The following is an 11406-nucleotide window of genomic DNA, read 5'->3' as shown; positions in this document are numbered from 1 at the left end:
TTTGGCACGCTGTTGAGTTCTCAAGGAACGGACGCTTCCTTTGTACTCACCTCAGCACATCGGCTGAAGCTTTCCTCCGGGCTTCGTTCTTCATTCTTCGTTTCCGACTCTATCAGATCCTTGCGGACCCGATTCCTCGGTGCTTTCCAGGTTTCCGCTTTCGCGTTTCCCTTTCCAGCGGTTCCAACCGTACCAGATCATTTCCGAGCCTTGCTTCTCGAAAGTCGCAATCAGCTGGATTTGAATGGCGGCCGTTGGGGGCCTGTGCCTTTCGGCGCTCCGCTACGTTAGCGCTTTCCCTGTGCAGCTCATAATCGAGTCGCAGAGCGGGAATTCGGGCATGCCGAATAGAACCCCGCCAGGGGTACGTCGTAGGTAGTGGATTTGTCCGCCCCGGGTCTGCTGACAGCAGTGCCCCGTATCAAGCGGCTCGGACTACGTTAGGCGTCCGACCAGGCCGAGTCAAGTTGACCGGCGACGTGGCGCATGGGCGCGGTAGCGGCTCACCGTCGGGTCGTCGGTGATCCAGAAGCGGTACGGGTGGTGGGCGCCGGCGCCGCCCACTCCCGTGCGGGGGCCGCTGCTCACCAGGTCGGATGAGGTGGCGGTGCCCGTGAGGAGGGACAGGGGCGAGTCGGGGCCCGCGCAGAGGTCGGCGCCGTCGAGGGAGCGGTCCACTTCCAGGGCCGTGGCCAGCCGGGCCGGACCCTTGGCCAGTTCAGCACGGTTTCTGGCTGAAAGTCGGCGTTTGGCGGCCAGGTCGGCGCCCACCGTGACCTCGCCCGCGCGGAGCAGGACTCCGCTGGCGTGGTCCGGTGGGCCGCACACCAGGTTGAGGCTGAACCACATGCCGTAGATGAAGTAGACGTACGCGTGTCCGGGCGGACCGAACATCGATGCGTTGCGTGCCGTGCGGCCGCGGTAGGCGTGGGAGCCCGGATCGGCTTCCCCCTCGTACGCCTCGACCTCCGTGATGCGGAGTTCGAGAGGGCCCTCCCGCGTACGGCGGACCAGGGTGCGGCCGAGGAGGTCCGGGGCCACGGTGAGGACCGGGCGGTCGAAGAAGGCCCGGGGCAGGGGCGTACGGTCGGGTCGCGCGCTCATCCGGTCGAGCGTAGTGGAACGCCTGCGCCTGCAACCGGGGCCTAAGGTTCCGCTTTGGTAGAGGTGTAGTCGCAAGATCCTTCAAGGGGAGTCAGAGCATGGGGTTCAGGAAGCTGTTCGCGAGCCTGGGTGCCGGTGGTGCTTCGGTGGACACCGTCATCACCGAGCCGAACGTCGTGCCGGGCGGCATCGTCCAGGGCGAGGTCCGCATCCAGGGCGGGTCCGTGGACCAGCAGATCGAGGGGCTGTCCGTCGGACTGCAGGCACGGGTCGAGATCGAGGGCGGTGACCAGGAGTACAAGCAGGACGTCGTCTTCACCAAGCAGCGCCTCGGCGGTGCCTTCCAGGTGCAGGCGGGCGCCCTCCACGTGGTGCCCTTCGGGCTGGAGATCCCCGCCGAGACGCCGATCACCCACTTCGGGGGCCGGCACCTGCACGGCATGAACATCGGGGTCAGCACCGAACTGGAGATCGCGCGTGCGGTGGACGCCGGCGACCTCGATCCGATCAACGTGCACCCAGTGCCGGCGCAGCAGGCCATCCTGGACGCCTTCCAGCAGCTCGGCTTCTCCTTCCGCAGTGCGGACATGGAGCGCGGGCACATCCGGGGGACGCGGCAGACGCTGCCCTTCTACCAGGAGATCGAGTTCCTGCCGCCGTCGCAGTACCGGGGGCTGAACCAGGTCGAGCTCACTTTCGTCTCGGACGGCCGGGAGATGGACGTCGTCCTGGAGATGGACAAGAAGCCGGGGCTGTTCAGCGAGGGCAGTGACACCTTCCGCTGCTTCCAGGTGGGGCTGCAGTCGTACCAGGAGACCGACTGGGCCGCGTACCTGAACCAGTGGATCGCCTCCGTGGGTTCCCAGCGCAACTGGTTCTAGCCTCCTAGGCTCCTGGCTGGACACGTTCGTCGATCGGTTCGAGCATTTCGATCAGGAGGGTCAACAGTGGCCGAGCAGAGCAGGGCACCTCTTCCGCACGACTTCCACCCGGAGGTGCCCGCCTTCACCGTGACCAGTGCGGATATCGCGCCGGGTGCGGATCTGGGCGATGCCCAGCTCAAATCGGGTGGGAACGCCTCGCCGCAGTTGCGGTGGGAGGGGTTCCCCAAGGGTGCGAAGAGCTTCGCCGTGACGTGCTTCGACCCGGACGCGCCGACCGGCAGCGGCTTCTGGCACTGGGTGCTCTTCGATCTGCCGGCTTCCGTCACCGAGCTGCCGGCCGGAGCGGGCAGTGGGAAGTTCGAGGGGCTGCCCGCGGGAGCCGTCCACGTACGGAACGACTACGGGACCAAGGATTTCGGCGGGGCGGCTCCGCCGGCCGGGGAGCGGCACCGGTACGTCTTCACCGTGTACGCGGTGGATCAGGAGAAGCTCGGTCCCGGCAGCGACGTCTCTCCCGCCGTGGTCGGGTTCAATCTGCGGTTCCACACGCTCGGGCGGGCTCAGCTGATCGCTGAGTACGAGTCCCCCGCGGGCTGATCGTTCTCCGAGCGTTTGCCCGGTCCTGGTCTAAAGACGGCCAGGACCGGGCATTTTTATTGCGTTGTCCCGCGTGGCGAGCGCGGCCAGAGTGGTCGCGGGCCCTGCCGCCAGGGTGGTCGCGGGCCTGCACATGGAGGTGGGCGAGATGCGGGACACGCTGGTGCTGAATGCGAGCTTCGAGCCGCTGTCGACGGTGACGCTGAACCGGGCGGTGGTCCTGGTGCTCCAGGACAAGGCCGTCGTCGAGCAGTCGCATCCCGAGCTGCGTGTGCGCGCGGCCACCATGGAGCTTCCGATGCCGCGGGTGATCAGGCTCTGCAGGTATGTCCGGGTGCCCTTCCGAAGACACGCTCCCTGGTCGCGGAGGGGGGTGCTGGTCCGTGACCAGCACCGGTGCGCGTACTGCGGGAAGCGTGCGACGACCGTGGACCATGTGGTGCCCCGTGCCCAGGGGGGTGGGGACACCTGGCTGAACACGGTGGCCTCCTGCGCCGAGGACAACCACCGCAAGGCGGCTCGGACTCCTGAGGAGGCGGGGATGCCGCTCCTCAGGAAGCCCTTCGTGCCCTCTCCGGGGGATGCCATGCTGCTCGCGCTGGGGGTGGTGGGGCGGGAGGCGCTGCCGGAGTGGCTGGAGCGGTCCGCCTAGGCGGTCCCGCCCCCGGCCTCTGCCCCGTCCGTCGTCTGCACGGCCGCGCTGGGCGACGTAACTCTGCTACGTCGCTCAGCGGAGCAGCAGCTGGACGATGGCGAGGATGCCGACCGCCACGATGACCGTGCGCAGCACGGTCGGCGGGAGGCGGCGGCCGACCTTGGCGCCGATCTGGCCTCCGATGGTGGAGCCGACGGCGATGAGGAGGACCGCCGTCCAGTTGAATTCGGCGACGAAGAGGAACAGGACGGCCGCGATGCCGTTCACTATGGCCGCGACGACGTTCTTCACGGCGTTGATCCGTTGCAGTTCCTCGTGGAGCAGCAGGCCCATCAGGCCGAGGTAGAGCACACCCTGGGCGGCTCCGAAGTAGCCGCCGTACGCGCTGGAGACCAGCATTCCGGACAGCAGGACGGGACCGCCGTCGGGATGTCCGGTGTCGCCGCCGGCGGCCTCTTGGCGTCGGCGCAGTGAGGCGGCGAGCCGGGGCTGGAGGATGACGAGCACGAGGGCGAGTCCGATGAGGACGGGCACGATCGTGTCGAAGGACTCGGACGGCAGGGTGAGGAGCAGTACGGCTCCCGCGAGTCCGCCGAGGAGCGAGACGGCGCCGAGCCGCAGGATGCGGCCGCGCTGCCCCTGGAGTTCCTTGCGGTAGCCGATGGCTCCGCTGATGGAGCCGGGCACCAGGCCGAGGGTGTTGGACACGTTGGCGGTGACCGGCGGCAGGCCGGTGGCCAGCAGCACCGGGAAGGTGATGAGGGTCCCGGAGCCGACGATGGTGTTGATGGTGCCGGCGCCGATACCGGCGGCGAAGATCGCGAGTGATTCCCAGATGGACATGGACTGGGCCATCCCCTTTGCATGAGTGAGTCGCCTCCCCGCCATGAAGGTCGAGGGGCCTCACTGATCATGCGGGAGGGGAGAGGCCGTTCAGTCGATGGGGGGCTGTTCGCGGCGGTCCGAGGCGGCCTTGCCGCCCGCGTTTCCGTCGCCCTTACCGGAGTTCTGCGGGTTGAAGCCGGAACCGCCGCCCATGGGACCGAAGTTGCCCATGGCGCCGGACAGGCCCTTGAGGGCGTCGCCGATCTCGCTCGGCACGATCCAGAGCTTGTTGGCGTCGCCCTCGGCGATCTTGGGGAGCATCTGGAGGTACTGGTAGGCGAGCAGTTTCTGGTCGGCGTCGCCGGCGTGGATGGACTCGAAGACCGTACGGATGGCCTGGGCTTCACCCTCGGCGCGCAACGCGGCGGCCTTGGCGTCACCTTCGGCGCGCAGGATGGAGGACTGCTTCTCACCCTCGGCGCGCAGGATCTCGGACTGGCGCACACCTTCGGCCTGGAGGATCGCGGCGCGCTTGTCGCGGTCGGCGCGCATCTGCTTCTCCATCGAGTCCTGGATGGAGGTCGGCGGCTCGATGGCCTTGAGCTCGACGCGGTTGACGCGGATGCCCCACTTGCCGGTGGCCTCGTCGAGGACTCCGCGCAGGGCCGCGTTGATCTCCTCACGGGAGGTCAGTGTCCGCTCCAGGTCCATGCCGCCGATGATGTTGCGCAGCGTGGTGACCGTGAGCTGCTCGATGGCCTGGATGTAGCTGGCCACCTCGTACGTCGCGGCGCGGGCGTCGGTCACCTGGTAGTAGATGACGGTGTCGATGTTGACCACCAGGTTGTCCTGGGTGATGACCGGCTGCGGCGGGAAGGGGACGACCTGTTCGCGCAGGTCGATCCGGTTGCGGATCGAGTCGATGAAGGGGACGACGATGTTGAGGCCGGCGTTGAGGGTGCGGGTGTAGCGGCCGAACCTCTCGACGATGGCTGCGCTGGCCTGCGGGATCACCTGGATCGTCTTGACCAGTGCGATGAAGACCAGAACCACCAGAATGATCAGGACGATGATGATCGGTTGCATGCGGTTCCCTGTGCCCTTCCGGCTGTCTGTGCTGCCCCGTTGAGCGGAGTCTCGCAGACCCGGGGGCCGCGAGTCGGCTGCTTGTCACATGACGACCGCGGTAGCCCCGTCGATCTCCACGACGTCGACGGACTGACCCGGCTCGAAACTGCTGTCTGCGTCGAGGGCGCGGGCGGACCAGATCTCGCCGGCGAGCTTGATGCGGCCTCCGCTGCCGTCGACGCGTTCGAGGACGACGGCGCTCCTGCCCTTCAACGCATCGATGCCGCTGCGGTGTTGGGGCCGCTGGTCGCGATGCCGCTTCGCGATCGGCCGTACGACGGCGATGAGCGCCACCGACACGATCACGAAGACGAGGACCTGGGCCACAACTCCCCCGCCCAAGGCCGCTGTGAGGGCGGCCGCGACCGCTCCGACGGCGAACATGCCGAATTCGGGCATCGCGGTCAGGACGAGGGGAATACCCAGTCCGACCGCGCCGATCAGCCACCACACCCATGCGTCGATGTCGTCCACGTGGTCATGGTAGGTCGGCCGGGCACGGTCGGGACAGGGTGCGGGGTGGCTGTACTAGGTCCTGTCCGGGCGGTCTTTGAGGACTGGCCCGCGGCGTCGGATGCGGTGCATCGCAAGGCGGAGGATCGCCCTCGTACCGGGCGTACTCGGGCGACTCCGACAACGCAGCGAGGTGCCGTAGCCGGCGTCGTGGGCCCGAGAAGATCGCCCGGACAGGACCTAGCGCAGGGGCAGGCCCTGGGCGGTCCAGCGGTCGTTCCCGTTGCGCTCGACGACCAGGGGGAGGCCGAAGCAGAGCGAGAGGTTGCGGGAGGTCAGTTCGAGGTCGATCGGGCCGGCGGTGACGACCTGGCCCTGACGGATCATCAGGACGTGGGTGAAGCCGGGGGCGATCTCCTCGACGTGGTGCGTGACCATGAGCATCGAGGGCGCGAGCGGGTCGCGGGCCAGGCGGCCGAGACGGCGTACGAGGTCCTCGCGGCCGCCGAGGTCCAGACCGGCGGCGGGCTCGTCGAGGAGCAGCAGCTCGGGGTCGGTCATCAGGGCGCGGGCGATCAGGGTGCGCTTGCGCTCGCCCTCGGAGAGGGTGCCGAACTTCCGGTCGAGATAGTCCGTCATACCGAGGCGGTCGAGGAAGGCGCGGGCGCGCTGCTCGTCGACGTCCTCGTACTCCTCCTGCCAGGTCGCCGTCATGCCGTAGGCGGCGGTGAGGACGGTCTGCAGGACGGTCTGCCCCTTGGGGAGCTTGTCGGCCATCGCGATACCGGCGACGCCGATGCGGGGGCGCAGCTCGAACACGTCGACGCCGGGCTTGCCGAGGGTGCCGCCGAGGATGGTGGCGGTGCCCTTGGTGGGGAAGAGGTAGCTGGAGGCGACGTTGAGCAGCGTGGTCTTGCCGGCACCGTTGGGGCCGAGGATCACCCAGCGCTCCCCCTCCTTGACCGACCAGGAGACCTGGTCCACCAGAGCCCGGCCCTCGCGGACCACGGATACGTCCACCAGCTCCAGAACATCGCTCATGAGCGTGTTGTCACCCCTTGCAGTCACGGTTCTGTGCGCGCCGGTAGGCGCAGCCCCAGGGAAAACCTACGCCACTCGCGGAGGAGTCCGGGGCCGGGGCCGGGTCCGCGGAGGGGTCCGTAGAGTTGGGGGATGCTTTTCGAACCACGTTCAGGGCGGTTGGCCGCCTGGGGGAACGCGCTGCTGGCCGGTCTGGTCTCGCCCGACGAGGCCGTGTCGTCGATCGTGGGCGAGGACGCCGTGCACCGGGTGGAGGGCCTGCCGGGGGAATCGGGCCCGGTGGGGCTCACGCTCGCGCTCGGGCGGTTGCGGGCGCTGGGCGTGAGCGGACTGCGGCTGGCCCTGCCCGCGCCGGGGCATCCGCTGGGGCTGAGCGGGCCGCCCGAGTTCAACGCGCGGGCGCTGGACGCGCAGGAGGCCGTCGTCGCGGTGGGGGCGGCGGTGGGGCTGGTGCCGGAGGTGGCCGAGGCCGGGCCGGCGGGGGACGTGCACGTGTCGGTGACCTGGCACTGTCTGCCGGTACGGGAGGCTCCGCCGGCGGACGTGCCGTCGCTGGGCGAGGCGGAGCGGGAGCTGGCGGAGGCCCTGCGCGAGGCGACCGGGGTGCTGACCCGGCTGGATGTGGCGGCGTCGGGGCCGGTGGCGGAGGCGGCGCTGTCGGCGTACCGGGCGCGGGCGGAGGCGGGGCGGGAGGCGCTGGCTCCGGGGTACCCGCCGCGGGCGGTGCGCGTGCTGGCGCTGGCGCAGCGGGTGGATCTGATGGTGTCGCTGGCGTACGAGAACGGGCACGGGGGCGCGGTGGCCGCCTCGGAGATGGCGGCGCGGGCGGAGGCGCTGCGACCGGTGGAGCGGGTGGCGCGGCGGGCGCTGGTCGCGGCGTACAACTCGGCCGTCGAGGAGCGCGAACGGGGGTGACCCGCCGGCCGGCCTCCGGCCCCGGTCTGCGCGTCGGCGGGGCCGGCCGCGCCTCGGCCTCGTGGGGGTCCGGCCCCCGCGGCCGGCACCTCGGCTCCCCCGGCCACCCTCCCCCGCTCCGGCCCTGAGCCGCGCGTCGGCGGGGGGGGCCGGGCGGTACGGGCCCGCTGCGGCTCGGCCTCATGGGGCTCGGCGGCAGCGCCGAGCGGTAGGGGCCGGCCGCGCCTCGGCCTCGTGGGGGTCCGGCCCCGGACCCCGAGCCTCAGACTCCCGCGGCTACCGCTGGGAGCCCGGCGGGGCTGAACACGCCACCGGCCCCGCTTCCCGGGGAGAGGGGGGAAGCGGGGCCGGGGCGGGGGCCTCGTCAGGAATTGACGCCCGTGTTGCCGAAGGCGCCGTTCAGCAGGCCGATCACGTTGACCGTGTTGCCCACCACGTTCACCGGGACCTGCACGGGGGCCTGGAGCAGGTTCCCGGAGGCCACGCCGGGCGACTTCAGGGCCTTGCCCTCCGCCGACGCACCGCCGTGCGCCGCGGAGACACCGGCGCCGGCGGCGAGGAGCCCGCCCGCGATCATGGTGACGGTGGCGGCCTTCTTGATGTTCTTCACGTTCTCGTCCTCCAGTACGTCGGCCGCGACCAGCCGTCGCTGCACGCCATGGAGAACGCTCCCTCCGCGATCCGGTTACGCCATGTGGGCTACATACACCCGACCGTATGAACCTCGGATTGAAGGAATAACGGCGCGCCCGGCACGGCCCGGCCCGGTCAGTCCGCGATTCCGTGCCTGACCGCCCACAGCGCCGCCTGCGTCCGGTCCGCGAGGTCCAGCTTCATCAGGATGTTCGAGACGTGCGTCTTGACGGTCTTCTCGGACAGGACGAGAAGGCGGGCGATCTCGCGGTTCGAGCGGCCGTCCGCGATGAGGGAGAGGACTTCTCGCTCGCGGTCGGTCAGTGACCCGCTGCGGCCGGGCGACGGGTTCTGGTCGTCCTGGGTGAGGAGGGCCACCGCCACCTCCGGCTGGAGGAGGACGTGGCCGGCGTGGACGGAGCGGATGGCTCCGGCCAGGGCGTCGGGGTCGATGTCCTTGTAGACGTATCCCGCGGCGCCGGCCCGCAGGGCCGGGACCACGGTCCGCTGTTCCGTGAAACTGGTGACGATCAGCACCCGCGCCGGGTTCACCAGCTCGCGCAGCCTGCGCAGCGCCTCGATGCCGTCGGTGCCCGGCATCTTGATGTCCATGAGGATCACGTCGGGCCGCAGCTCCTCGGCGCGGGCGACGCCCTCCTCGCCGTCGGAGGCCTCGCCGACCACCTCGATGTCCTCCTGGACCTCCAGGAAGGTCCGCAGTCCCCGCCGGACCACCTGGTGGTCGTCGACCAGCAGGACGCGGATGGGGGTGTCAGCCACCGGGTACCTCCATCTCGATCGTGGTGCCCCTACCGGGCTCCGAGTGCACGGTGAGCCGGCCGCCGACGCCGCCCGCGCGGTCCCGCATGGAGACCAGTCCGAGGTGGCGGCCCGCGCGGCGGACCGTAGCCGGGTCGAAGCCGCGGCCCGAGTCGATGACCTTGAGTACGGCTCCTCCGCCGGCCGTCCGGGCGAGGGTGACCTCGACGCGGTCGCCGCCCGAGTGGCGCAGGGCGTTGTGGAGGGCCTCCTGGGCGACGCGGAGCAGCGCGTCCTCCTGGGTCGCGGGGAGGGCCCGTACGCCGTCACAGGTGAAGGTGACGTGCGCGGTGTGGGCGCGGTCCAGTACCTGGACGTGGGTGCGCAGGGTGGCGATCAGGCCGTCCTCGTCCAGGGCCGCGGGCCGCAGCTCGGTCACGGCGGCGCGCAGCTCGTCGGCGGCCTCGGCCGCCAGGGCGGCGACCTGCTGGAGCTCCTCCTTGGCCCGGGCCGGGTCGCGGTCCACGAGGGCGGCCGCGGCCTGGGCGGTGAGGCGCAGCGAGAAGAGCTTCTGGCTGACGGCGTCGTGGAGCTCGTGGGCGAGCCGGGATCGCTCCTCGGCGATGGTGAGCTCGCGGCTGCGCTCGTAGAGCCGGGCGTTGGTGAGGGCGATCGCCGCGTGCTGGGCGAGGAGGCCGAGGAGCTCCTCGTCCTCCTCGGTGAACCCGCAGCCGGCTCCGGGGCGCGGGCAGCGTTTGTTGGCGAGGAAGAGGGCGCCGAGGGTCTCCTCGCCGTCCCGGATCGGCAGGCCGAGGAAGTCGGACATCTCCGGGTGGGCGGCGGGCCAGCCCTCGAAGCGCGGATCCTCGCGTACGTCGGCCAGTCGCTCGGGTCCGTCCTGGTGGAGCATCGCGGCGAGGATGCCGTGCTGGCGGGGCAGGGGGCCGATGCGGCGCCACTGCTCCTCGCTGATGCCGTCCACGACGAACTGGGCGAAGCCGCCGTGGTCGTCCGGGACACCCAGGGCCGCGTACTCGGCGTCCAGCAGTTCCCGGGCCGAGGCGACGATCGTGCGCAGGACGTCGCGTACCTCCAGCCGGCGGCTCATGGCGAGCAGCGCGGTGCTCACGGCGGCCAGGCCGCTGCGGGGTCCGTTGTGCATGGCCTCACCGTACTCGCGGCCCTGACCTGCGGGATCGGGCTGCGGCCCTAGGGCTGTGGGTCATAGGGCTGTGGGTCATAGGGACTACTGCGGAGGAAGGGGCCGACGGGGGTCTTCTCTGCCTTGAGGAGGAGGGCCGGGGCGGCCGGCTGGTCCTGCGGGCGGAGAGTCGTCACGGACCGCATTGCCGCGGCGCCTCTTGGTGAGACTGTTACCCGGCGGATGTGAGCCCGCACATAGGACGCACATCACTTACGAAGTTCCCTAGTTGACGCGTAAAGGCCCTGTGAGGGCTGCTGCGCCTAGCGGCGACGGCCGAAAGGACGATGCGGCGGGCCCCCGTGATCCACTAAGCACCTTCGTACGTCACACCTTTGCCAGGCCTTTTGGGCGCCGCTAAGAATTGCTCACGTCGCACAGCGCCGCGGATCCCGGATCCTCGCGGCGCTTTCCTGCGGCTCCCGCTATTCGAAGAGGTTGCCCCGCCATGTCTGCTTCCAGCACTTCCGGTCACAGTCGTCTGACGAAGGCACACAAGCTGTCCATTGCCGGTGTCGCCACCCTCGGCGCCACCGCGCTCGCTTTCTCCCTGATCCCGGCCGGTGCCGCGCAAGGCGACACCGTCGCCATCGCCGCCGCCCCGGTGGCCTGGACGAGGGTCGTCGACGGCGCTCAGACGAAGGCCGTGCAGCAGCACCTCACGGTGCAGCAGGTCGTGGCGGACAAGCAGGCGAAGGACGCGGCGAAGGCCAAGGCCGACGCCGCGGCGAAGGCCGCCGCCAAGGCCAAGGCCGAGGCCGCCGCGAAGAAGGCCCGCGAGCAGAAGGCGGCGGCGAGCCGCTCCGCCGCCCGTACCCCCGTCTTCGCGAACAACCTGGACGGCTGGATCAAGGAAGCCCTCTTCATCATGAAGAAGGAGGGCATACCGGGCAGCTACTCCGGTATCCACCGCAACATCATCCGTGAGTCCAGCGGCAACCCGCTCGCGATCAACAACTGGGACATCAACGCCAAGAACGGTGTCCCGAGCAAGGGCCTGCTCCAGGTCATCTACCCGACCTTCAAGACGTACCACGTCAAGGGCACCAAGTTCGACCAGTACGACCCGGTCGCGAACATCGTCGCCGCCTGCAACTACGCGGCCGACCGCTACGGCTCGATGGACAACGTCAACAGCGCCTACTAGGCCTCTGACGCACCCCAAGCCCCCATGCGCCTCAGGGCGGCCCCCGGAGTTCCGGTGGCCGCCC

At 70.1% G+C, this 11406-nt stretch carries 14 protein-coding genes; 6 read left to right on the top strand and 8 right to left on the bottom strand.

Annotated elements, in window-relative coordinates; all coding sequences use genetic code 11:
- Window positions 1-291: hypothetical protein (locus ABZX75_RS15080; protein WP_355410590.1), on the top strand; the 291-nt coding region annotated here is incomplete at its 5' end.
- A gap of 171 nt (window positions 292-462) precedes the next feature.
- Here the strand turns inward: ABZX75_RS15080 and ABZX75_RS15075 are convergent.
- Window positions 463-1104 (bottom strand): DNA-3-methyladenine glycosylase, encoded by a 642-nt coding sequence (locus ABZX75_RS15075; protein ID WP_355410589.1) that lies wholly within the window; start codon window positions 1102-1104, stop codon window positions 463-465.
- Between the two features lie 98 nt (window positions 1105-1202).
- On the opposite strand from ABZX75_RS15075, the gene ABZX75_RS15070 reads away from it, so the two are divergent.
- From ABZX75_RS15070 to ABZX75_RS15060, 3 genes are all read left to right on the top strand, one after another.
- Window positions 1203-1985 carry a sporulation protein gene (locus ABZX75_RS15070; RefSeq protein ID WP_355410588.1) on the top strand — a complete coding sequence of 261 codons (783 nt, stop codon included), beginning with the start codon at window positions 1203-1205 and terminating at the stop codon, window positions 1983-1985.
- Between the two features lie 66 nt (window positions 1986-2051).
- Window positions 2052-2585 carry a YbhB/YbcL family Raf kinase inhibitor-like protein gene (locus ABZX75_RS15065; RefSeq protein WP_355410587.1) on the top strand — a complete coding sequence of 178 codons (534 nt, stop codon included), beginning with the start codon at window positions 2052-2054 and terminating at the stop codon, window positions 2583-2585.
- A gap of 148 nt (window positions 2586-2733) precedes the next feature.
- Complete coding sequence (locus ABZX75_RS15060; RefSeq protein WP_355410610.1) at window positions 2734-3237, top strand: HNH endonuclease; 504 nt, start codon at window positions 2734-2736, stop codon at window positions 3235-3237.
- A gap of 75 nt (window positions 3238-3312) precedes the next feature.
- Here the strand turns inward: ABZX75_RS15060 and ABZX75_RS15055 are convergent, their stop codons facing one another.
- The 4 genes from ABZX75_RS15055 to ABZX75_RS15040 form a co-directional block, all read right to left on the bottom strand.
- Window positions 3313-4083, bottom strand: coding sequence for a sulfite exporter TauE/SafE family protein (locus ABZX75_RS15055; RefSeq protein WP_355410586.1), 771 nt, complete (start codon window positions 4081-4083; stop codon window positions 3313-3315).
- A gap of 90 nt (window positions 4084-4173) precedes the next feature.
- The gene (locus ABZX75_RS15050; protein ID WP_355410585.1) at window positions 4174-5151 is read right to left on the bottom strand and encodes an SPFH domain-containing protein; all 978 of its coding nucleotides are present in this window, start codon (window positions 5149-5151) and stop codon (window positions 4174-4176) included.
- A gap of 84 nt (window positions 5152-5235) precedes the next feature.
- The gene (locus ABZX75_RS15045) at window positions 5236-5667 is read right to left on the bottom strand and encodes an NfeD family protein (protein WP_355410584.1); all 432 of its coding nucleotides are present in this window, start codon (window positions 5665-5667) and stop codon (window positions 5236-5238) included.
- Between the two features lie 219 nt (window positions 5668-5886).
- The gene (locus ABZX75_RS15040) at window positions 5887-6687 is read right to left on the bottom strand and encodes an ABC transporter ATP-binding protein (protein WP_355410583.1); all 801 of its coding nucleotides are present in this window, start codon (window positions 6685-6687) and stop codon (window positions 5887-5889) included.
- Window positions 6688-6819: 132 nt separating this feature from the next.
- On the opposite strand from ABZX75_RS15040, the gene ABZX75_RS15035 reads away from it, so the two are divergent.
- Window positions 6820-7602 carry a hypothetical protein gene (locus tag ABZX75_RS15035; protein ID WP_355410582.1) on the top strand — a complete coding sequence of 261 codons (783 nt, stop codon included), beginning with the start codon at window positions 6820-6822 and terminating at the stop codon, window positions 7600-7602.
- 364 nt (window positions 7603-7966) lie between these two features.
- Here the strand turns inward: ABZX75_RS15035 and ABZX75_RS15030 are convergent, their stop codons facing one another.
- The 3 genes from ABZX75_RS15030 to ABZX75_RS15020 all read right to left on the bottom strand — a co-directional run bounded on the left by ABZX75_RS15030 (window position 7967) and on the right by ABZX75_RS15020 (window position 10156).
- The gene (locus tag ABZX75_RS15030; RefSeq protein WP_355410609.1) at window positions 7967-8212 is read right to left on the bottom strand and encodes a chaplin; all 246 of its coding nucleotides are present in this window, start codon (window positions 8210-8212) and stop codon (window positions 7967-7969) included.
- A gap of 158 nt (window positions 8213-8370) precedes the next feature.
- Window positions 8371-9015, bottom strand: a complete 645-nt coding sequence (locus ABZX75_RS15025; protein ID WP_355410581.1) for a response regulator transcription factor — start codon at window positions 9013-9015, stop codon at window positions 8371-8373.
- Complete coding sequence (locus ABZX75_RS15020) at window positions 9008-10156, bottom strand: GAF domain-containing sensor histidine kinase (protein ID WP_355410580.1); 1149 nt, start codon at window positions 10154-10156, stop codon at window positions 9008-9010. The genes ABZX75_RS15025 and ABZX75_RS15020 overlap by 8 nt, the downstream gene beginning before the upstream one ends.
- 487 nt (window positions 10157-10643) lie before the next feature.
- Here ABZX75_RS15020 and ABZX75_RS15015 point away from each other — a divergent pair, with 487 nt between their 5' ends.
- Window positions 10644-11342, top strand: a complete 699-nt coding sequence (locus ABZX75_RS15015) for a transglycosylase SLT domain-containing protein (RefSeq protein ID WP_355410579.1) — start codon at window positions 10644-10646, stop codon at window positions 11340-11342.
- Window positions 11343-11406: the final 64 nt, after the last annotated feature.

Origin of the sequence: Streptomyces sp. NPDC003038, assembly GCF_040611115.1 — a bacterium.
Lineage (GTDB): Bacteria > Actinomycetota > Actinomycetes > Streptomycetales > Streptomycetaceae > Streptomyces.
Note: the sequence above shows the minus strand (reverse complement) of the source record. Positions and strands in the feature narration are given on the sequence as shown.

Excerpts from the sequence above, each read along its gene's own strand:
- ABZX75_RS15035 (WP_355410582.1), top strand. The coding sequence starts at position 6,820 with ATGCTTTTCGAACCACGTTCAGGGCGGTTGGCCGCCTGGGGGAACGCG.
- ABZX75_RS15060 (WP_355410610.1), top strand. The coding sequence starts at position 2,734 with ATGCGGGACACGCTGGTGCTGAATGCGAGCTTCGAGCCGCTGTCGACG.
- ABZX75_RS15075 (WP_355410589.1), bottom strand. The coding sequence starts at position 1,104 with ATGAGCGCGCGACCCGACCGTACGCCCCTGCCCCGGGCCTTCTTCGAC.
- ABZX75_RS15055 (WP_355410586.1), bottom strand. The coding sequence starts at position 4,083 with ATGTCCATCTGGGAATCACTCGCGATCTTCGCCGCCGGTATCGGCGCC.
- ABZX75_RS15050 (WP_355410585.1), bottom strand. The coding sequence starts at position 5,151 with ATGCAACCGATCATCATCGTCCTGATCATTCTGGTGGTTCTGGTCTTC.
- ABZX75_RS15070 (WP_355410588.1), top strand. The coding sequence starts at position 1,203 with ATGGGGTTCAGGAAGCTGTTCGCGAGCCTGGGTGCCGGTGGTGCTTCG.
- ABZX75_RS15015 (WP_355410579.1), top strand. The coding sequence starts at position 10,644 with ATGTCTGCTTCCAGCACTTCCGGTCACAGTCGTCTGACGAAGGCACAC.
- ABZX75_RS15040 (WP_355410583.1), bottom strand. The coding sequence starts at position 6,687 with ATGAGCGATGTTCTGGAGCTGGTGGACGTATCCGTGGTCCGCGAGGGC.
- ABZX75_RS15020 (WP_355410580.1), bottom strand. The coding sequence starts at position 10,156 with ATGCACAACGGACCCCGCAGCGGCCTGGCCGCCGTGAGCACCGCGCTG.